Annotated in this window: 20 protein-coding genes; 14 read left to right on the top strand and 6 right to left on the bottom strand. The window is 44.3% G+C overall.

The window, feature by feature from the left end; genetic code table 11:
• Nucleotides 1-223: 223 nt before the first annotated feature.
• Nucleotides 224-1609 carry a sigma-54-dependent transcriptional regulator gene (locus tag ACMXYW_RS07845; RefSeq protein ID WP_415905808.1) on the top strand — a complete coding sequence of 462 codons (1386 nt, stop codon included), beginning with the start codon at nucleotides 224-226 and terminating at the stop codon, nucleotides 1607-1609.
• Nucleotides 1606-3732 carry a cache domain-containing protein gene (locus ACMXYW_RS07840; RefSeq protein WP_415905807.1) on the top strand — a complete coding sequence of 709 codons (2127 nt, stop codon included), beginning with the start codon at nucleotides 1606-1608 and terminating at the stop codon, nucleotides 3730-3732. Before ACMXYW_RS07845 ends, ACMXYW_RS07840 begins: the two co-directional genes overlap by 4 nt.
• Here the strand turns inward: ACMXYW_RS07840 and ACMXYW_RS07835 are convergent.
• Both ACMXYW_RS07835 and fdhD read right to left on the bottom strand, forming a co-directional pair.
• The gene (locus tag ACMXYW_RS07835) at nucleotides 3729-4637 is read right to left on the bottom strand and encodes a substrate-binding domain-containing protein (RefSeq protein ID WP_415881331.1); all 909 of its coding nucleotides are present in this window, start codon (nucleotides 4635-4637) and stop codon (nucleotides 3729-3731) included. The two genes, ACMXYW_RS07840 and ACMXYW_RS07835, sit on opposite strands and share 4 nt — an antisense overlap.
• 1 nt (nucleotide 4638) lies before the next feature.
• The gene (gene fdhD, locus ACMXYW_RS07830) at nucleotides 4639-5502 is read right to left on the bottom strand and encodes a formate dehydrogenase accessory sulfurtransferase FdhD (protein ID WP_415905806.1); all 864 of its coding nucleotides are present in this window, start codon (nucleotides 5500-5502) and stop codon (nucleotides 4639-4641) included.
• A gap of 317 nt (nucleotides 5503-5819) precedes the next feature.
• Between fdhD and ACMXYW_RS07825 the strand changes: the two genes are divergently transcribed.
• The 8 genes from ACMXYW_RS07825 (at nucleotide 5820) to ACMXYW_RS07790 (ending at nucleotide 14118) form a co-directional block, all read left to right on the top strand.
• On the top strand, nucleotides 5820-6263 hold the full coding sequence (locus tag ACMXYW_RS07825; protein WP_415905805.1) for a DUF3305 domain-containing protein: 444 nt from the start codon (nucleotides 5820-5822) through the stop codon (nucleotides 6261-6263).
• Nucleotides 6253-6771 (top strand): DUF3306 domain-containing protein, encoded by a 519-nt coding sequence (locus tag ACMXYW_RS07820; RefSeq protein ID WP_415905804.1) that lies wholly within the window; start codon nucleotides 6253-6255, stop codon nucleotides 6769-6771. Before ACMXYW_RS07825 ends, ACMXYW_RS07820 begins: the two co-directional genes overlap by 11 nt.
• 264 nt (nucleotides 6772-7035) lie before the next feature.
• A complete protein-coding gene (locus ACMXYW_RS07815) occupies nucleotides 7036-8706 on the top strand; it encodes a 4Fe-4S binding protein (RefSeq protein ID WP_415905803.1) in 1671 nt (556 codons plus the stop codon).
• Nucleotides 8707-8716: 10 nt separating this feature from the next.
• Nucleotides 8717-9349, top strand: a complete 633-nt coding sequence (locus ACMXYW_RS07810; RefSeq protein WP_415905802.1) for a TorD/DmsD family molecular chaperone — start codon at nucleotides 8717-8719, stop codon at nucleotides 9347-9349.
• A gap of 51 nt (nucleotides 9350-9400) precedes the next feature.
• A complete protein-coding gene (locus ACMXYW_RS07805) occupies nucleotides 9401-9604 on the top strand; it encodes a twin-arginine translocation pathway signal (RefSeq protein WP_415901208.1) in 204 nt (67 codons plus the stop codon).
• A 20-nt stretch (nucleotides 9605-9624) separates the two neighbouring features.
• Nucleotides 9625-12489, top strand: coding sequence for a molybdopterin-dependent oxidoreductase (locus ACMXYW_RS07800; RefSeq protein WP_415894601.1), 2865 nt, complete (start codon nucleotides 9625-9627; stop codon nucleotides 12487-12489).
• Between the two features lie 13 nt (nucleotides 12490-12502).
• Nucleotides 12503-13108 carry a formate dehydrogenase FDH3 subunit beta gene (fdh3B, locus tag ACMXYW_RS07795; protein WP_415881339.1) on the top strand — a complete coding sequence of 202 codons (606 nt, stop codon included), beginning with the start codon at nucleotides 12503-12505 and terminating at the stop codon, nucleotides 13106-13108.
• 56 nt (nucleotides 13109-13164) lie between these two features.
• Complete coding sequence (locus ACMXYW_RS07790) at nucleotides 13165-14118, top strand: formate dehydrogenase subunit gamma (protein ID WP_415898324.1); 954 nt, start codon at nucleotides 13165-13167, stop codon at nucleotides 14116-14118.
• Nucleotides 14119-14307: 189 nt separating this feature from the next.
• On the opposite strand, the gene ACMXYW_RS07785 is transcribed toward ACMXYW_RS07790, so the two are convergent.
• Nucleotides 14308-14781 carry an Lrp/AsnC family transcriptional regulator gene (locus ACMXYW_RS07785; protein WP_415905801.1) on the bottom strand — a complete coding sequence of 158 codons (474 nt, stop codon included), beginning with the start codon at nucleotides 14779-14781 and terminating at the stop codon, nucleotides 14308-14310.
• 146 nt (nucleotides 14782-14927) lie between these two features.
• Here ACMXYW_RS07785 and ACMXYW_RS07780 point away from each other — a divergent pair, with 146 nt between their 5' ends.
• On the top strand, nucleotides 14928-15938 hold the full coding sequence (locus ACMXYW_RS07780) for a hypothetical protein (RefSeq protein ID WP_415905800.1): 1011 nt from the start codon (nucleotides 14928-14930) through the stop codon (nucleotides 15936-15938).
• A 9-nt stretch (nucleotides 15939-15947) separates the two neighbouring features.
• A complete protein-coding gene (gene rarD, locus ACMXYW_RS07775; protein ID WP_415905799.1) occupies nucleotides 15948-16886 on the top strand; it encodes an EamA family transporter RarD in 939 nt (312 codons plus the stop codon).
• A gap of 28 nt (nucleotides 16887-16914) precedes the next feature.
• On the opposite strand, the gene ACMXYW_RS07770 is transcribed toward rarD, so the two are convergent.
• Nucleotides 16915-17421, bottom strand: coding sequence for a YqhA family protein (locus tag ACMXYW_RS07770; protein WP_415905798.1), 507 nt, complete (start codon nucleotides 17419-17421; stop codon nucleotides 16915-16917).
• 240 nt (nucleotides 17422-17661) lie between these two features.
• Between ACMXYW_RS07770 and ACMXYW_RS07765 the strand changes: the two genes are divergently transcribed.
• Complete coding sequence (locus tag ACMXYW_RS07765; RefSeq protein ID WP_415905797.1) at nucleotides 17662-18462, top strand: ion transporter; 801 nt, start codon at nucleotides 17662-17664, stop codon at nucleotides 18460-18462.
• A gap of 279 nt (nucleotides 18463-18741) precedes the next feature.
• On the opposite strand, the gene ACMXYW_RS07760 is transcribed toward ACMXYW_RS07765, so the two are convergent.
• Both ACMXYW_RS07760 and ACMXYW_RS07755 read right to left on the bottom strand, forming a co-directional pair.
• Entirely contained in the window at nucleotides 18742-19383 is a 642-nt protein-coding gene (locus ACMXYW_RS07760; RefSeq protein WP_415905796.1) for a glutathione S-transferase, read from the bottom strand.
• Between the two features lie 8 nt (nucleotides 19384-19391).
• A complete protein-coding gene (locus tag ACMXYW_RS07755; RefSeq protein WP_415905795.1) occupies nucleotides 19392-19781 on the bottom strand; it encodes a YkgJ family cysteine cluster protein in 390 nt (129 codons plus the stop codon).
• An 89-nt stretch (nucleotides 19782-19870) separates the two neighbouring features.
• Here ACMXYW_RS07755 and ACMXYW_RS07750 point away from each other — a divergent pair, with 89 nt between their 5' ends.
• Nucleotides 19871-20641: a biotin/lipoate A/B protein ligase family protein gene (locus ACMXYW_RS07750; RefSeq protein WP_415905794.1), complete on the top strand. Its 771-nt coding sequence runs from the start codon at nucleotides 19871-19873 to the stop codon at nucleotides 20639-20641.
• Nucleotides 20642-20717 lie beyond the last annotated feature (76 nt).

Genomic DNA, 20717 nt, shown 5'->3' with positions numbered 1-20717 from the left:
AGACTTAATGTGAATAAGCCCTTCTGTGAAAAAGGCATTTTGATCAGAAATTCAGCAATTCCGAACTCAAATGAGAAAAAATGAAACAATAGTATTATCACTGTTTAGCTATTTATGAGTCATAATGACCAAACAAAACATTGACTGGGACAAATTGTCCAATAAAATTGGATCCCTTTCCCAGACATTGCCATCACGGTCATTTTTAGAGATTTGAGTTGAAATGAATTCACCTCTGCAAAGCACGCAAGCTCCCGCAGTATCAGTATTAGTTGTTGATGACGAAGTCGGCATGAGAAGCTTCCTTCAAAAAGCTCTCGCAAAACGATTCGCCTTAGTAGAAACAGCAGGAAGTGTAGAAGAAGCTGAAGAACTCAGAAAGCGCTGCCACTTTGATCTCTTAATCGTCGATATAAAGCTACCCGGCCGATCCGGTATGGAATGGCATGAAGCCTTCGAAGATACCAATCGTAGTAGTGACATTATCTTCATGACCGCCTATGCCGATCTAGATACCGCCATTCAAGCTCTCCGAGCCGGCGCTTCTGACTTTATTCTAAAGCCATTCCGTCTTGAACAGATGATGAATGCTGTTGATCGCTGCCTTGATAAACGCGCCATGGAAAGAGTCAACTTCGTATTACGACGAGAAGTTGATAACGCCTTCCCTATGACCGACATGATCGGCACTGGACCTGCAATCAAACAAGTTCTTGACGTCATCCATCGTGTAGCCAACACCCCTTCTGCAGTCCTTATTGAAGGCGAGACGGGTACAGGTAAAGAGCTCGCTGCGCGTATGCTTCATCAATTGAGCAACCGAAGCGGTCCATTTGTACCGGTTAACTGTGGTGCAATTGCCCCAGATCTATTAGAAGCAGAGCTATTCGGGCATACTAAAGGCGCTTTCACGGGTGCAAACAAAGCCCGTGAAGGTCTGTTTAATTTTGCTAGCGGTGGCACTCTATTTCTTGATGAAGTAGGCGAAATTCCACTACTTATGCAAGCTAAACTTTTGCGTGCTTTAGAGCAAAAAGCTGTTCGACCTGTAGGTAGCGAGCAAGAAACTAGCGTTGATGTACGCATCATTGCAGCAACTAACCGCCAACTAAAAGAAGAAGTGGCTGAAAATCGCTTCCGTGAAGATCTGTATTACCGCTTGAACGTTCTTAGCATCACCTTACCACCGTTACGCGATCGCCGTGAGGATCTTCCAGATCTAATCCATCATTTTTCAGTAAAACTGTCTCGCGAACTTGGTTTATCTCCTATCCCGTTTACTCATGATGACCTTAAAGCTATGCAGGCTTACAACTGGTCAGGCAATATTCGAGAACTAAAAAACCTAATTGAACGCTGCATCTTATTAGGCAAGCTCCCCGCTGATTACTTCAAAGAGCAAGATAGCAGCGAACCTAAAGCTTGCGGCAGCTTTGCTGGCTGGTCATTAGACGAGGTTGAAAAGCATCATATACTGCTTACCTTAGAGCAACATTCTGGGAACAAGTCCTCCACTGCCCGAGAGCTTGGAGTATCCAGAAAAACTCTAGATCGTAAATTGGCCGCTTGGGCTCAACAGGACGAAACGGTTGATGAGATCTCTGCATGAAATCCAGTTGGTATAACTACAGCAGCACCTTAAGGCACAAACTTCTATTACTTACCCTGCTACCTTTGCTGTTAACCGCAATAGGCTTTGCCATTATGGCGGCCTATTGGACGACCAGTTATACCGATCGCCAACTCTACATGAAGGTTAGCGCAGACCTTTCTGTAGCCAGCGGCACCCTTAATTTTATGCAACAAGAGCATCAAAACATTTTAATGCAACTTGGAAACAGCTACGAATTCAGAACCAACCTACAGCAAAATAACCGTCACGCTTTGCAAGGCCAGTTACACGAAATTCGCCAAAGCCGCTCCTTAGATTTCTTAAGATTCATTGATGCGCAAGAGCTAAACTCAACTCAAGAACCTTCATTACAAGAACTTTCTAACAGATTGTTATTAAAAGAGAATCTAACCGGATTAGCAGTAATCCATAAAGACGAACTTGATCAAATTAATATGGGGCTTGGCGACAAAGGATATATCAATTTAATAGATACCCCACGCGCAATCCCAAGCAACAGAACCGTTGAAGACCGCTCCATGGTGCTTCGCGCTCTGGTGCCAATCACAGATGATTTTGGACAGCTAATCGGCGTATTAGACTCAGGCACCATTCTCAACAATACCACCGATGCTGTAGATACTATTCGTGATCTTGTCTACGGTGAAGGCACTCTTCCCGAAGGTGGCATCGGCACGGTCACCCTATTCCTTGATGATGTACGAATTAGCACCAATGTTCCTCAAGAAAGAGAACCAGTCAAAACTTCAGCACCGTTAACACTTAAGCAACGAGCAATCGGAACACGCGTATCAGCCGAAGTAAGAAAAGAGGTGCTAAGAAAAGGTGACAAATGGATAAACAGAGCTTTTGTAGTCAACGATTGGTACATCTCTGCTTATAAGCCACTACTTGATTTCAACAACAAGAAAATCGGGATGATCTATGCTGGTTTTACAGAGGCCCCTTTTACCAAGATTTATTACAAGACACTAATAGAATCCGCCTCTCTTATCGCCTTGATCATGCTGGTCTCTGCCGTCCTTGTTTTCAAAAAGACTCAACTTATTATCCGCCCACTTAATAAAATCCACAAAGTGGTAACAGACATTCGTAACGGCGAAACCGACCATCGTATCGGGCAACTTGAAGCAGCCGATGAATTAGTTGAGCTAGCCGAACAGTTTGATGTCATGCTCGATCTAATTGAAGAGCGCGAGAAACAGATTAGACAAGCCAATGATCAGCTAGAGATTACAGTTGAAAAAAGAACTCGCTCATTAAAAAACCGTACGGATGCGCTCAAGCAGCATATCAAGCTACTAAAAAGCACCCGAAAGCAGCTTCTTGATAAAGAAAAGCTGGCTGTATTGGGTGAGCTTACCGCAGGTATAGCTCACGAAATTAATAACCCAGCAGCGGTAATCCTTGGAAATATGGATCTATTGGTTGCAGAGCTCGGTGATGCCGTTAAACCCGCTCAGGATGAAGTAGACATGGTTATTGAGCAGGTATATAGGATAAGATCCTTGATCAACAACCTGCTGCAGTACAGTCGACCCGGTCAGTACTTAGAGCAATACGAACATTTACAGTTAAACAGTATTAGCGACGATACTTTGCAGCTAGTTTCCCATGCGCTTGAGAAACAGCAAGTGGTCGTTGAGCGAAATTATCATGCAACCTGTCCTATTGAAGTTAACTGCCAGCAAGTACAGCAAGTGCTGGTTAACCTAATACTCAACGCCTCCCACGCACTAGAAGGCCCAGGTGTAGTCACTATTCAAACTGATGATTGGATTGAGGATGGAGAGGTTAAAGGCGCAACAATTAGTGTTATAGATCAGGGGAAAGGCATTTCCGAAGAACATCTAGAACATATATTTGATCCATTCTTTACGACTAAGAAAAGCGGTACAGGACTTGGTTTATCTGTAAGTTACGGCATCATTCGCCGGCATGGTGGCGACATTACCGTCCGCTCTGAAGAAGAGCTTGGAACCATGTTCAAAGTTTATCTACTAAAAACCGCCAACCCCACGGGGGATGGCGGTGTCGAAGGCATTCTGGATGGCCTTGCAGCCGCAGAAAGGACCAATAGGCGCGCTATGAACGCTTAGCCTGGATCTGAACTCCAAATGAGGCGACCGCATCGACTTAAATCATAACCTTGAAGGCGCTGAGCCAAGGACAGTCCCTCTGGACTCTGAAGGAATTCGAATAGGTTTTGCAGTAAGTTCCGGAAATAGACATTCCGCGGAACAACTAAGTCAAAGCTTTCATCGCACACTGGGATAAAGCCAAGCCCAAACTCTCTAGCTGCACTCAAGGTTCCCGGACCTATATCCGCCTCACCCTTTGCAATTAAAGAAGCAACTTCTCGCTCAGAGAATGCAACACTGCCTACAGTCAGCTGATCCTGCGGGAAAGCATGTCCAGCCAGCCACTCATTCAAAAAGCGCTGCGAGCCAGCACCTTCTTGACGTGTAACCCAGCGAGTACTGTAATCCAGCGCCTCATTGGGGTCTTGTAAGCGTTCGAGGTCCATCGGTCGCATAATCAAACCTTGGCTGCGGTTAAACAAATGAACCAAAATCCAATGCTTAGATTGCGAGAACTGTTGTAACAGCGCAGGATGTCGGACATCGCTTTCTTCGGCGCGCCCCCAATGAATCGCACAGGCATCAGCATGCCCCTGGGCAAGAAGCTCTAAACCAAGCTTTGTGCCCGTTACCGTATAACTGAATAACGCTTTAGTTCTGAGATGTTGCGTCAATCTATTAGCTGCTGCCTGCAATAAAGGATCATCACTACCAGATAGCAACAATCGATCGGCCATCATGCCACTATGGCAGCTCTCCAATAACCAGCGATCTACCAGTGACTTGGGGAACAGCCATTTACCAGTCAGTTTAGTTGCAGGAATCTCACCCTCAGCAGCCATTGCATACACTTTTTTCTCGTTCAGGTGCAAATAATCAGCCAACTGCTTAACATTCATAAACGCTTGAGACATATCACTCATCTTATGCCTCCGCTCTTGCTTGCTTAACAGAATTTTGCTTAGGCGGTAACTGCACATCTCTGATCAATGAGGCATTACCACTAAACTGTAGAAAATGCTTACCTTTTGCTCGAGCCAACATCGTGATACCCAGTTCTCTGGCCAACTCTAAACCCATCTGGGTTACACCTGAACGAGACAGCAATACAGGAATCCCCATCTGCGCAACTTTAATAACCATCTCAGATGTTAAGCGACCCGTTGTGTAGAAAATCTTATTATCGGTATCTATTCCTTGAAGCCACATACGTCCAGCAAGTGTATCGACTGCATTGTGACGACCAACATCTTCAATAAAAGAAACCACTTGGTCACCTTCGCAGATGGCACAACCATGTACTGCACCCGCGTTCTTATAGGTATCGTTATGTTTATTAAGGTTATCTAACAGCGCATAAACAGTACTTTGCTTAATCGTTACTTCAGGTAATCTAACCTCCTCAAGCTTTTCCATTACGCTGCCAAACATCGTGCCTTGACCACAACCACTAGTCACTGTGCGCTGCTGAAGCTTTTCCTCCAAGCCTTCAGGTTCGCCATGGGTTACAACAGCGGCTGCTTCAACATCCCAATCTACCTGTATTGCTTTAAGATCAGATAGAGAATGTATAAAGCCCTGATTGCGAAGATAACCAAGGACTAACGCTTCAGGATCACCACCCAAAGTCATTAAGGTAACAATCTCTCTTTTATTTAGATAAATCGTTAATGGGCGTTCACAGGCAATTTGAACCTGTCGAACATTTCCTTGCTCGTCGATTGCCTCTACTTCGTGAGTAAGCTGCGCAGATGCATTACTTATTATGATTTCTGACACGTTTTGCATATTCCAACTCTATTAATACAGCGTCACGCCATCTTCTTCGTAACTTTCTCTCCTTAGTAGCAATTTACGTTCCTACCTTGCGATAACCTTATATTTTCTACCAATTAATACATTTAACTCTGCTTCCAGTAAGTACTAAGCCCTTATTAGTGGGTCATTTTGTCCCAACTCTTTAGAAACATGGGAATAATTGTCATAGCATTTGCGCATTAAGCACCTCTAAGCCCACCTATTCACGCTCAACAGCTATTAAATATAGAGATGGCCCGTAGTTTGCAGAACGACAAAGGAGAATTCCCCACAACGGAAGACAAAAGATGTCTGCAACAAAAACAACAGATAACTGGCCACTTCAAGTTTCTCTTTCAGTTGAAAGCATCGAAGTTAACGGCTGGGATACAGATCGCTGGCAGATAGATGCCATTGAGCCTCATCAAGACGATAAGCCTGACTTCTTCCACCTTGATTTAGATCTTCACAAAGATGAACGAACAGCCTATCGCTTTAACTTAGACTCTCAGCAACCACACCTCTTTGTCTTATGTAATGAAGACGAGATGGACAACACATTAACGCCAATCCACATAACAGCTAGCCAAGACGACGCTGCTTCTTTTATGGATGGCGAACATAAGATGTTAGAAGTTGCGATGCCGCAGGCCGTTCAATGCTGGATAGACACCTACCTAGGCATACACGGTGAACTAATCGATTGCGGTAAAAAGAAGAAAAAAGGCAAAGGACGTAGCAGTGAGCGATAACCAATCATTTTTTTCTCGCTGGTCACAACGTAAAGCTGAGCAGCAAGCTGAGCCAATAGAAGAATCTCAAACAGAAGCCTCTCTTTCAGACGAAGCTATTGATACCGAAGAGTTACCACCTCTAACCGATGAAGATATGCCAGATATTGAATCACTAGATAACGATTCCAATTTCGAGCAGTTTTTTTCACCTGGTGTATCAGAAGAGCTCCGCAACCTCGCCCTCAGAAAACTATTCAGATTACCTGAATTCAACATTCGTGATGGTCTAAATGATTACGATGATGATTTCAGCAAAATGCCGGCACTTACCCAAGAAGTCGTTTCCAAACTTCGAAGTTGGGCAGATGAAAAAATCGAGGAAGCCGAAGAAGGATTTAAAGAAGGCGTTAGCGGTGAGACCGAAGAAGATCCAGAGAGCACCAGCGATACGACCAAGGTCGAAAGCCACGACTTTGGTGACCTAGACGATTCTGATGACTTGGGCGATGCTGATCTTGAATGCTAAATTTTTCAGCGACTTAGGACAAAGAGTCGGAATGACTCAACCCTTTTTGACCCATAGAGACACTTTGTCCCACCCTGACTTAAGAAAAACAAAAACGACAGACCTAAATGCGCTTTAGGGGAATTTAGACAGCCAAAAACTGGTTCTCCGATTGCTTTATATAAATAACAAATTGTGACGAAAAACCTAAACGTTTGAGTCGCCCCTGAGATAGAGAGTAAAGCATCGACAGAATGCACCCTATTTCAGTCAGTGAGGTAGAGAATGACGACAGAGCAGAGTGTAAACGCCAAAGCACGTGATTTGGCGATAAAACAAGTATCTTTTCCGCAGAACCTAGCGCCTGCGACAGTAACTTACAGCACCTACGGTCACCTATTAATTACGGGTGCCGAGGACACTATTCGTTTAGCTGCAGCACAACTGTCCGGCATGGCAAGCATTACTCTTCTTGCTACCGATCCAATTAGCAATACTGATACTGACCACCTACAACGCGCGATTGACGCTGCACCTGAGCTTAAAGTTCACACGGCGAAGCTTAGCCAGATCAAAGGCTTCCTAGGTCAGTTTCAAGTTACTATCGATCACCAGGGCAATAACGAAAACTTTGCAAAGATTGCTCAGAATAAAAACTGCTTCGATCTGATTTTAAATTTAGGCCAAGAGTCTTTATTCACCACAGATCTACCGCCTGCAGGCTACTTCCACGTTTCACCTGAAAGCAGCAAATTTTCTGAGGTCATCGAAGAGCTACCGAACTACATTGGTGAATTTGAAAAGCCTCGTTACTTCCAAATTAATAACGACATCTGCGCACACAGTAATCGCGGTCAAACGGGCTGTACTCGCTGTTTGGATGTTTGCCCTGCTGATGCGATTACCTCTTTTAAAGCTTTAATCGAGATCAATCCTCATATGTGCCATGGTGCTGGTGGTTGTGCTACAGCCTGCCCTACTGGAGCGATCTCTTACGCATTACCTCAACCGGTTATGCTGCATAATTATTTGCACCGATTGATTTCTACTTATCAGAACAACGGCGGCACTGCACCAACGATTCTGATCCATGATCATGAAGTTGGCGCTGAGATCATTGCCAACCAACCAGAACTTCTTTCTGACAATGTTCTACCTGTGTCTCTAGAAGAAGTGGCAGCTGCAGGACAAGAGAGCTGGTTAATTAGTTTAGCCTCAGGTGCTCAGCAAGTATTACTGCTAGACACACCTAATGTGCCTGATATGGTTCGCGATCTGCTTAAACGTGAATTAAAAACAACCCACGCTATGCTCGAAGGGTTAGGCTACTCTACTGAGCAGATTAAACTAATCACACAAGATGATCTGCCTAATGCCCAATCTGCTTCGTCTTACCGCTCTATCCCAACTATTTCAGTTGTAACTGAGACAAATAAGCGTGAAGCATTGTTCGTTGCTCTAGAGCATTTAACTGAGCATGGCGAAACTGCAAACCAAGATTCTATTGCCTTGCCGGCGGGCGCTCCTTTCGGTCAGGTCAACGTAAACAGCTCAAGCTGTACTTTGTGCCTGTCTTGCGTTGCCGTCTGTCCCACCCAATCTCTGACTGATGGCGGAGAAATGCCGGCCCTTAATTTCCGTGAACAAAGCTGCGTTCAATGTGGCATGTGTGAAAGCGCATGTCCTGAAAACGCCATTGAGCTTGTTACACAGCTAAATCTGAAAGCTGAACGCGCAATCCCTGTTCAGATCCATACAGACGAAGCATTTGAATGCATCACCTGCAGTAAGCCATTTGCGCCTAAACGCACTGTAGACAAAATGATCGAGAAGCTGAGCTCTCATCGTTTCTTCCAAGGCGATGCCATTCAACGATTAAAAATGTGTGAAGACTGTCGTGTAAATGACATCTACACCGATCTGACCGCTAACCCTGAAAAGCAATTAGAACTGTAAGGAGCAGGATATGACTAACATGATAAATGCAGCCCCTGCTCTACAAGAAACAGATGAGCTTCGTGCAGACATTTATGCACTTCTTGCAACCATGCTTCGCAAGCAACCTGAAGCTGACCTACTTGCTTGGTTAAAAGAGCTTGAATCGGATCAAGATGAAGACACACCTATGGCTCGTGCATGGAGCACCCTTGCTCTTGCAGCTAAACACTCTGAGCCATCCCAGCTAGAAGATGAATACACGCAACTTTTCATCGGTGTAGGACGTGGTGAGTTAATGCCTTTTGCGTGCTGGTACTTAACCGGCTCCCTAATGGAAAAACCACTAGCTTTCCTACGTGAAGATCTCGAAATTCTTGGTTTTGAACGCCAAGAAAACGTGAAAGAACCAGAAGACCACATTGCGGCGCTATGTGAAGTGATGAGCATGCTGATCCGCACAGGTCGTGGTTATGAAGTACAACACCAGTTTTGGCAGAAACATATCCAAACTTGGGCACAAAAGTTTTTTACAGATTTGCAGAGCGCAAAAACTGCCGTTTTTTATACTGCGGTTGGCTTGTTAGGTCATGCGTTTATGCAACAGGAAGATAACTGGTACCTGCAGTTATCACCTGCCGCACGTGAGGGCGGAAAACAATAAAAACAGGGCAAAGACAGACAAAATCTGTCGACGTTGATGCGGAGAAACAAAATGAGCCAGCAAGAAAAGCCTAACACAGGCCGCCGCGGCTTCTTGAAGAAACTTGGATTAGCGGGTACTGCCGCTGGTGCAGTTGCCGTAGCAGGCACAGCACAAGCAAAAGTAACTACTGCTGAATCAGGTGAGAAACAGGAAGGTTCCGGTTACAAAGAAACTGAGCACGTTCGTAGCTTTTACGAAACTTGTCGTAACTGATAGCCGCAAGAGGTGAGGAAATGAGACTAACGAAAAAATCCGATCAGCCTGCGGCTCCGTCGAAGGCAACCGGTCTAGGTTTGAGCCGCCGTCGCTTCCTGAAGAACTCAGGTGTAGCTGCGGGTGGTGTTGCGACTGCAGGTATCATGGCGCCAGGCATGATGAAGCAAGCTGAAGCTGCAACTGTAGCTCCAGGTGCACCTACAGAAGTGAAACGTACTATCTGTTCACACTGCTCTGTAGGTTGTGGTGTTTACGCTGAAGTACAAAACGGTGTTTGGACTGGTCAAGAGCCAGCATTCGACCACCCATTCAACGCAGGCGCACACTGTGCTAAAGGTGCTGCCCTACGTGAGCACGGTCATGGCGACCGTCGTTTGAAATACCCAATGAAGCTTGTTGATGGCAAATGGAAGAAAATCTCCTGGGAAGACGCTATCAACGAAGTTGGTGACAAAATGCTACAGGTTCGTAAAGAATCTGGCCCAGATTCAGTTTACTGGTTGGGTTCGGCTAAATTCAGCAACGAACAAGCTTACTTATTCCGTAAATACGCAGCAATGTGGGGTACTAACAACGTAGACCACCAAGCGCGTATCTGTCACTCAACAACTGTAGCCGGTGTAGCAAACACTTGGGGTTACGGTGCGATGACAAACTCATTCAACGATATCCACTTCGCAAAATCTATTTTGCTAATTGGTTCTAACCCAGCTGAAGCTCACCCTGTTTCTCTACAGCACATCTTCCGTGCTAAAGAGCGCAACAAGGCGCACATCATCTGTGTTGACCCTCGTTTCACTCGTACAGCAGCTCATGCGAACGAATACATCCGCATTCGCCCAGGCTCTGACGTTGCGTTCATCTGGGGCCTACTGTGGCACATCTTTGAGAACGGTTGGGAAGACAAGCAGTTTATCCAACAGCGCGTATACGGCATGGACGAAGTTCGTGCAGAAGTGAAAAACTGGACACCAGAAGAAGTTGAAAGTGTTACTGGTGTTAAAGAAGCACAAATGCGCCGCGCCGCTAAAGAGCTAGCTGAAAACCGTCCAGGTACTGTTATCTGGTGTATGGGTGGTACTCAGCATACTACGGGTAACAACAATACTCGTGCTTACTGCATCTTGATGCTTGCCCTAGGTAACATGGGTACATCTGGTGGCGGTACTAACATCTTCCGTGGCCACGATAACGTACAGGGTGCTACTGACCTTGGCGTACTATCTCACACACTACCTGGTTACTACGGTCTTTCCGACGGTGCTTGGAAGCACTGGTCAAAAGTTTGGGACGTAGATTTCGAGTGGATGCAAAGCCGCTTCGACCAGAAAGTTCACCGCAAACTGAAACCTATGAACAACAAAGGTATTCCAGTTTCTCGTTGGATTGACGGTGTTCTAGAAGACAAAAACTTGATGGATCAGAACGATAACGTTCGCGTTATGGTTGCTTGGGGTCACGCTGTGAACTCCCAGACTCGTGGTCCAGAAATGAAAAAAGCGATCGAAAAACTAGATACGCTAGTAATCGTTGATCCGTATCCAACTCATGCTGCGGTAATGTCTGATCGTAAAGACGGTGTTTACCTGATCCCAGCATGTACTCAGTTCGAGACTTACGGTTCTGTTACAGCTTCTAACCGTTCCCTACAGTGGCGTGACCAGGTTATCGAGCCTCTATTCGAATCTAAGCCTGACCACGAAATCATGTACTTGTTTGCTAAGAAGTTCGGTTTCGAGAAGCAACTGTTCAAAAACATCGCTATCCAAAACGGCCAGCCTGTAGTTGAAGACATCACGCGTGAATTCAACAAAGGCATGTGGACTATCGGTTACACAGGTCAGAGCCCTGAGCGTCTTAAACTACACCAGAAAAACTGGCACACGTTTAACTACGACACGCTTGCAGGTGAAGGCGGTCCAGCTAATGGCGAATACTATGGTATGCCATGGCCATGCTGGGGTACTGCTGAGCAGGGTCACCCAGGCACACCAATCCTTTATGATACAAGCAAATCTGTAGCTGAAGGTGGTTTGACCTTCCGTGCACGTTTCGGTGTTGAACGTGACGGCGTTAACCTACTAGCTGAAGGTTCTTTCGGTAAAGGTTCTGACATTAAAGACGGTTACCCAGAATTCACTGACAAACTTCTTAAGAAGCTTGGCTGGTGGGATGACCTGACTGCTGAAGAGAAGAAGCTGGCTGAAGGCAAAAACTGGAAGACTGACCTTTCTGGTGGTATTCAGCGTGTTGCTATCGCTCACGGCTGTTCTCCATTCGGTAACGCGAAAGCACGTGCTGTTGTTTGGACATTCCCAGACAAAGTACCTCTACACCGTGAACCGCTATACACGACTCGTCGTGACCTAGTAAGCAAGTACCCAACTTGGGATGACTCTGAGTCCATGTACCGTCTACCGACTATGTACAAGTCTATTCAGGACAAAGATCTTTCTAAAGAGTACCCAATCATTCTTACTTCCGGCCGACTGGTTGAGTATGAAGGTGGTGGTGAAGAGACGCGTTCTAACCCATGGCTTGCTGAACTACAACAAGACATGTTCGTTGAAGTACACCCTGCTGATGCAAATACTCTTGGCTTTAAAGATGGCGAAGATGTATGGGTAGAAGGTGCTGAAGGCGGTAAAGTTCTTGTTAAAGCACTTGTTACACGCCGTGTAGAACAAGGCGTTGCATTCATGCCATTCCACTTCGGTGGTAAGTTCCAGGGTAAAGATCTAACTGATAAGTACCCAGAAGGTGCAGCACCTTATGTAGTGGGTGAAGCAGCTAACACTGCTACCACTTACGGTTATGACCCAGTTACACAGATGCAGGAAACTAAAGTTACCTTGTGTCGCGTTCAGAAAGCTACTGCGTAAGGAGTAACAGACAATGGCTAGAATGAAATTCCTCTGTGACTCCAAGCGTTGTATCGAATGCAACGGCTGTGTTACAGCATGTAAAAACGCAAATGAAGTGGAATGGGGTATCAACCGTCGCCGCGTTGTAACGATCAACGATGGTGAACCGGGTGAAACTTCGATCTCCGTAGCATGTATGCATTGTTCTGATGCTCCATGTATGGCGGTCTGCCCTACTGACTGTTTCTATCAGACAGACGACGGCATCGTATTGCATAACAAAGACCTATGTATTGGTTGTGGTTACTGCTTATACGCTTGCCCATTTGGTGCACCACAGTTCCCTAGCGACGCTGCTTTCGGTGAGCGTGGCAAGATGGACAAATGTACATTCTGTGCAGGCGGCCCAGAAGAGGACAACAGCCCTGAAGAGAAAGCTAAATACGGTGCTAACCGTATTGCTGAGGGTAAACTGCCACTATGTGCAGAGATGTGCTCTACAAAAGCCCTACTTGCTGGTGATGCCAACGACGTTTCTGACATCTTCCGTGAGCGTGTGATCTACCGTGGTCACAACGACGGTGCTTGGTCTATGACAGAAGAAGATCTGTCTTACGACGCAACTCAGAAAGTCTGATAAACCCAACAGGTTGCCGGGAGTTCGCTCCCGGCACATTGACTAGAGGGGACATTATGCTCCGCTTTATATTGCCATCTCGAATTGTTTTGCTTATTGCGCTCCTTTTTTCAGGCTTTGCTCAAGCAGTACCTTCAGATGCCAAAGTTGCTGGCTTTGCTGGCGCTGACTATTGGCAGGTTGTGAAGGAAGCTGAAGAAGGTCGCACTCAAGTTCAAGCTCGAGAAGCAGGTCAATTGATCAATGTGAAAGGCGAAGAATGGCGCCACTGGCGTAACCAATGGGTTACACCTGCAGGTGCTTATGCTATTGGCGGTACGCTCGCTGTTCTAGCAATTTTCTACCTAATCGTTGGTCAGAAAAAACTTGATCACCCGCGTTCTGGTCAGCTTATTGAGCGGTGGAAACGTCTAGATCGAGCAAACCATTGGACTGTGGCTATCCTGTTTATCATCTTAGCAATCTCTGGTTTGAGCATCCTTTACGGGAAGTTCTTCTTAAGAGCAGCAATGGGTGATTCGTTGTGGGCAAGCTACATTATGCTTTGCAAGCTAGCGCATAACTACTTAGGTCCGATCTTTGTAATCGGCCTATTGTTTATGATTGTTCGCTGGATCAAACATAACTTCTTTAACCGAACAGACCTAATCTGGTTCCTAAAAGGTGGCGGCATTATCGGCAAAGCCCACCCTAGTGCTGGATACATGAATGGCGGTGAAAAAGTTTGGTTCTGGCTTCTAACAATCGTTGGTATCGTTGTTTGCGGTAGTGGCTTGGTTTTGGATTTCCAAAACTTCGGTCAAGTTCGTGAAACTATGCAGATTGCCAACTTACTACATGCTGCTGGTTCTTTGATTCTGATTGTTGGTTCTTTTGGTCACATCTATATCGGTACTGTAGGTACTGAAGGTGCACTAGAAGGAATGAAGACAGGTTACGTTGACGAAACCTGGGCTAAACAACATCACGACCTATGGTACGAAGAGGTTAAAGCCAAACAAGATAGCTAAATCTGTTTGCTTAATATCTCTTACCCGGTGCCTTTTATTCGATGATATAGATCTCAATAAAAGGCACATCACTATCTTCACCATAACGTTTGTACATACCCTGACAAACGTGCTTCTTTTGCCGGCTTATCCAAGCCGGCTTTTTTGTCTCTTCACTATCTCTTACTGACTACCCTCTTCTGTAAGCATTCAAAGATGATCTACATCTACTTCTGTTGTGAACTTGTTTCTACGTAATGAGATTAACGAACGGAATTTTCTAAGATTCGGATCGCTGGCTAAATCACGACGAGCAAACGCCTCGTATGCTTCCATATCCGGCACCATAATGACCAATACAAAATCGATATCACCCGTCACTTGGTAACACTGAGTAACCTCTGTGGCGTCCTGCATTTTTCGCATAAACATGTCGTGAACATCGATAGAGTCTCTGATCATCTCTACCTCTACGATGATATTAAGCACCTTACCCAAAGCCCTCGGGTTTACTATGGCCACATCGGCCATAATGATGCCCTGCTCACGTAACTGTTTAACCCGTCGCAAACAAGCAGGTGGTGATAAGCCCACTTCCTCAGCCAACGCTTGGTTACTTATTCGATTATCCACCTGTAGGCATTTAAGGATATGGCGATCAATACGATCTAGTTGAATATCCATTAGATTCCACTCTTTAACTATTTTTTTGAATTAAATTAGAAAATAACCGCAAAAACAAAATTTATATTAATTAACAAGCTAGTTTTTCTAATTTTATTTTTACAAGCTTAATTAAAATAGCTAATTCAATCTACTGAAGCATTACCATGATGATTAAGCCAGTAAGTACACATGACCTTTTAACCAAAACACTGCCCGATCTTGGTCGTGAGATCTATGCTGTCTGCTTACTGCTATTCAAGCTAACCATACCTATCATCATTGCTGTTAAGATTTTGGAAGAGATTGGTGCCATTCCTTACATCAGCGCTGTATTAGAACCACTGATGCTGTTTGTTGGACTGCCTGAATCCATGGGGATCGTATGGGCTACAACCATGTTGACCAATATCTATGCAGGCCTAGTAATTTTCTTTCAGGCAGCACCTCAAGAGAACCTCACTGTTGCCCAAGTTACAGTTCTGGGTACTATGCTCCTTGTAGCTCACGGACTACCGCTAGAATTACGAATCACTCAAAAAGCAGGTATGCGCCTTATATTTGCCTTTCTTTTACGCTTTGTAGGCGCACTTGTATTAGGCGCTCTGCTTAATCTGACTTATTCTGCTGGCGACTGGCTTAACACACCAGTCGAGCTTTTGTGGCAACCTGAAGCTACTGATCCAAGCCTGATTAACTGGGTACTCACCCAGCTACAAAGTCTTGCTATGATCGTGGTAATAGTCACAGCACTGCTCACACTTCTAAAGCTTCTTCGCTGGCTACATATAGAACGCTTAATGATTTGGCTGCTACAACCTTTTTTAAGGTTTATGGGCATCAGCAAGAAAGCTACATCTCTTGCGATCGTCGGCGTGACCCTTGGATTGTCGTTTGGCGGTGGTTTGCTTATCCGTGAAGCAGAAAGTGGCAATGTCAGCCCTAAAGACTGCTTTTCAGCCCTTTGCTTACTTAGTCTGTGCCACAGCTTAATCGAAGACACCTTACTTATCATGACTATGGGGGCTGATCTTTCTGGAATTCTGTGGGCTAGGCTGATTTTCAGCATTCTACTCATCAGCTTGCTAACCCGATTAGTCTCTTTAACCAGTGATAGTTTTCAGCAACGTTTTCTGTTTAGAGACGTATCACTCCCTAACATCCAAAGCCCAAAATAGTAATTTGATATGCAAAATCTGAGTGCTAATGAGCACCAAAAAGGTATCTATTATGCCGTCGCCGCTTTTGTTATGTGGGGGCTTGTACCGGTTTATTTTAAAGCAGTTGATGACGTGCCTGCATTCGAAGTCTTAGCACATCGAGTTGTTTGGTCTGTGGTTTTTTTGGGGCTTTTCCTCTTACTTAAAGGTAAGCTGAGTGAGCTTACTACGCTTAGAAATTCTCCTAAAATCTTGCTCAGCCTCGGCCTGTCAGCATTAGTTATTTCTATTAATTGGCTAGTATTTATATGGGCGGTTTCCGAACAAAGAATTGTTGAAACAACCCTAGGTTATTTTATTAACCCATTGATAAATATAGTTTTTGGATTCTTTATATTTTCGGAAAGACTTCGTTTCTTACAATTAATCGCTGTTGCCATTGCCACTATTGCAGTGCTTTACCAAATCATTTTAATTGGTGAACTACCTTGGGTAGCACTGACGCTAGCCACTAGCTTTTCGATCTATAGCGTCTTAAGAAAGAAGATCCCAATAGACTCAATCACAGGCCTATTAGTTGAGACTCTATGGCTGTTTCCAATGGCTTTGGTTTATATGATTTGGCTTAGTTCACAAAGTAATTTTGTACTGCTGAACGGCTCTACAGAGATACAAATGTTACTGCTAGCTGCAGGGCTAGTAACTAGCTTACCTTTGATAGCGTTTGCCTCAGGCGCTAGAAGATTAAGTCTTACTATGGTTGGCCTACTCCAGTACATAGGCCCAAGTATCGCCTTTCTTATTGCTGTGTTTTATTACAACGAACCTATGGACCAAAATCGGCTCATTACGTTTGTAATGATCTGGATTGCTTTGGCGATATTTAGTGTGGAAGGCATACTCGTGCAACGACGCAAAAAACAGGATCTGATAACGCCTAATACAGAAGAGAGTACTCAAGGCTAGAACAACGCCTAGCCTTGGTGAATGTGTTCTATTTAGCTTGTTTGTCTTTCATTTTGGTATTAGTTAAGAACAAAGCTAAACCGAGTAAAGCCACTGATGCTGCATACATAAGAAGATCTGACGGTTCTGATATTTCCATCTCTGTACTTAAAGATAGAAACTTAACAATCAGCATCATGATGACCATAGCACCCAATTTACCTTTGAGCTGATCAATACTTTCAATAACCAGCAACTTCGGCCGTTGACTACTACCACCCTCCACATTCATCTTACTGATAAAGATTTCGTAGATACCAAAACCAAACATCAACATAACACCGGCCATCAAGGCCTGATCAATGATTTCGATAAGGATCATTAGCAGCTCAGTCCGCGCATTCAAACCAATACCTTCTGAGAACGCTATTTGCGCTAAGTGAACAAAGTCATAAATCACAAAGCCCACCAGCAACAATGCACCGGCCATTACAGAAAATACGGTCAAAAGCATAATCCATCTTAATGACCATAATCCTTGCTCAACCTTTCTCATCACCTAACTCCTTTTTTAAGGTGCAATTCTGAAAATTTGCGCAAGTATTTCACATGGTAATTGAATTAAAAACGCTCCTTCAGGACCGTTTTTATCATCCAACCGCCTGATGAATATGATACTGATAGCATCACCTAATAACTCACAAAAGAACGACATTTTTTTCACTAAAAGATCTATTCAACCTTGCCAAACAACAGTAAAGTTCACGCTGAATTATTTACTCGAGTTTAGGTCACCATGAGCACGCTAACCCTTCAGGACAAATTCTTTAAACTCCGCAACAATCGCATATTTGAATTTTTTGTTGTGGCAGTCATTATCTTTTCTGCCTTGGTTATTGGCGCAAAGACCTACGACATTCCTGATCATGTATTAACGTTCATCAGCTGGCTTGATACAGGTATCACACTATTCTTCCTAGTTGAGATAACTGTACGCTTTATTGGCGAACCGGATAAAAAAAGTTTCTTTAAAAATCCTTGGAACGTCTTTGATACGATTATCGTCGTAGTCAGCTTGATTCCTATTCAAGACAGTGAAATGGCACTGATTGGCCGACTGATCCGTATCTTCCGCGTATTACGAATGGTATCTATGGTGCCAGAGCTCCGCTTGCTCCTTAACTCTCTCATTAAGGCGCTGCCGCAGCTTGGTTACGTTATCCTGTTGATGTTCATCATCTTCTATATCTATGCAGCAATCGGTGCTTCATTCTTTGCCCATATCAACCCGACACTTTGGGGAGATATATCAATCTCGATGCTCACGCTATTTAGGGTTATGACATTCGAAGATTGGACGGATGTTATGTATGAAACCATGGCTGTATATTCGTTTAGCTGGATTTTCTATTTAACCTTTATCTTCCTAACTACATTTGCCTTTCTAAACATGGTTATCGGTATCGTTGTAAATGTTATGGAAAATGAGCACGCAGAAGAAGCCAAAGAGAAAGCACTGGCTGATGGCGATTTGACCATCGAAGACCTTTCTAAGCAGATCGAAGAGCTAAAGCAGCTCATTAAAGAGAAACAGTAAAAATGACAAGGGGAGCCATTTGGCTCCCCTTGTATTTAAATCCTAAAACTGCGGCTAACTTTCCGTACTTTCTTTACGAAAAACGCACTCACCGTCAACCAGGCTATCTTGCAGCAATAAATCCTTACATGCCTCACACCATGCTTGGTTGTTAGGGTCACATAATGTCGATACTGCCCGACCAAGATTTTCAGCTTTCTCTTCAGCAGTCGTAGGCTTTAGTTTGTTTTTTCGTTTATAACTTAGGGTCATAGCATCCTTGTCCATTTCGTAAGACATCTATTCTGGAAACACGATTAACTCTTGTGATTCTTTCCATGGTTTATATTTCTTCATAACACCAAGAAAGAGATCTGATTCTTTAAAATCTGATAACCAACTTTGCACATGCGGAAAATCTGCAGCATTAAACCAATCGAGATCTACATGCGCGAACTGTCTAATAAACGGTAAAAGCGCATAATCAGCCAGCGATTTCCCACCAGCTACTAGAGATTCTCTGTTCTGATTTAAGAGCTCTTCTAGTTGAACCAACCATAACTCACATTTGTTACGATAATAGGTCTGCGAGTGCTCTGGGTGGCGATCGGAGTATTTGTACTTATCTAACCAACACTTAAATTCATGATCATTCTCTTTGATCAATTGATCGATCTGATTACGATCCGCTTCAAGCCAATTATCGCTATCATTCTGAGCCAAAGCCCAATGCATGATATCCAAACTTTCATCTATCACTGTGCCATCAGGAAGTAATAGAACTGGAACGGTCCCTTTAGGTGAGATATCCAGCATATGTTCGGGTTTATCTCGAAGCACGATCTCTCTGAGCTCAACTTCAACACCAGATTGCGCAATTGCTAGACGCCCTCGTATGGCATAGGGACAGCGACGAAATGAATATAGGATAGGTCGATTCATATTCTGATCTATTTTGGCTGATAAGCACAGAAACCCGGCTTAGGACCAACCTTAGGGTGATTTCTACATGTATCAGGACGTTGCACGTAGATAGTACACAATCTTGTTTTTTGATCTAGATAGATACAATCATCGTTAGCATAGCGCGATAGTGTGTAAATCTCTGATTTATGATTAAAGTGCCCTACCACACCCTCTTTCATCAAACGCTTAGCTAAACGCTTCGCTGGCTCACCTGCCTCAAACTCATCCACTACGCCCATTCTTACTAAATCACTAAAGCGAACCTCTACAGGCAAACTACAGCAAGTACCTCTGCAAGAATCGCAGTGACTACTCTTATACTTTACCCAAGTGCTCAAGTTATCTACGTTGGCAGCAGGAATTGTTTTATTCATTTAGATTGATCAGCGTGCTATAAATTTGAGGGCGATCATAGCATCATGAAATGCATGAACAACCCCTAATTTTTTTATTCGGAGCTTTAATGTCTGAAACCAGTTTTACAGATATTTTCACCCAACAAAAAAGATGGCGAATCATCGATGAACCAATCTGCTGCAACCCTATACAAGCTCTTGAACAAGATTTCGCCTTATTAAAAGAGGTCGCACAAACTAAACGGGGAGCAACCGCACGTATTTGGGAAACAACCCAATGCTTAGTTGCCACTAGGAAGGAAACTCGATTTCCAAACTTTGACCAAGCCTGCGAACAACTTGAACAAGAGCATTGGCCAGTTATCGTCCGAGATAGTGGCGGCACCGCAGTTCCTCTGCAACAAGGCATTATCAACCTAGCCATAATATTTCCACAGCGCACAGATCAGGCTTTTGATTTAGATATGGTCTATATCGCCTTATGTGAACCTATTAAACGTGCATTATCCCAGATTGGACTCAATGCAGAATATGGCAGCACAGAAGGCTCTTATTGTGATGGCCGTTACAATCTCAATGTAGGCGGGCTTAAGATTACTGGCACAGCACAAAAAATCATTCTGTCACCGCCTAACAAAAAAAATATTAAACAAGGAGTGCTTGCCCAGGCGATGTTGATGGTAGATGTAGACGCAGAATATGGCACTCATTGGGTCAATCGCTTTTACCAACTAGCCGGAAATGATCGTCGCTTTAAACCTGAGGTCGCAACCAGTCTTATTGACCTTGTTGATCGTACGCAGCAACCTGAAGAATTTACCGCCTTCATTCGATCGCTGATTATCGAAGAGTTAAAAAAACTCACCTTGTCACGCTAATTTAACAATCGCACGCAATAATAAACAGCGTTCATGGACACGAGCTGCCGGGCAAAGGAAAGCCCAACCCTATATT

The organism is Neptuniibacter sp. QD48_55 (genome assembly GCF_047778115.1).
In the GTDB taxonomy this organism is placed as follows: Bacteria; Pseudomonadota; Gammaproteobacteria; order Pseudomonadales; family Balneatricaceae; genus Neptuniibacter.
This window is presented reverse-complemented; position numbering and strand designations above follow the sequence as displayed.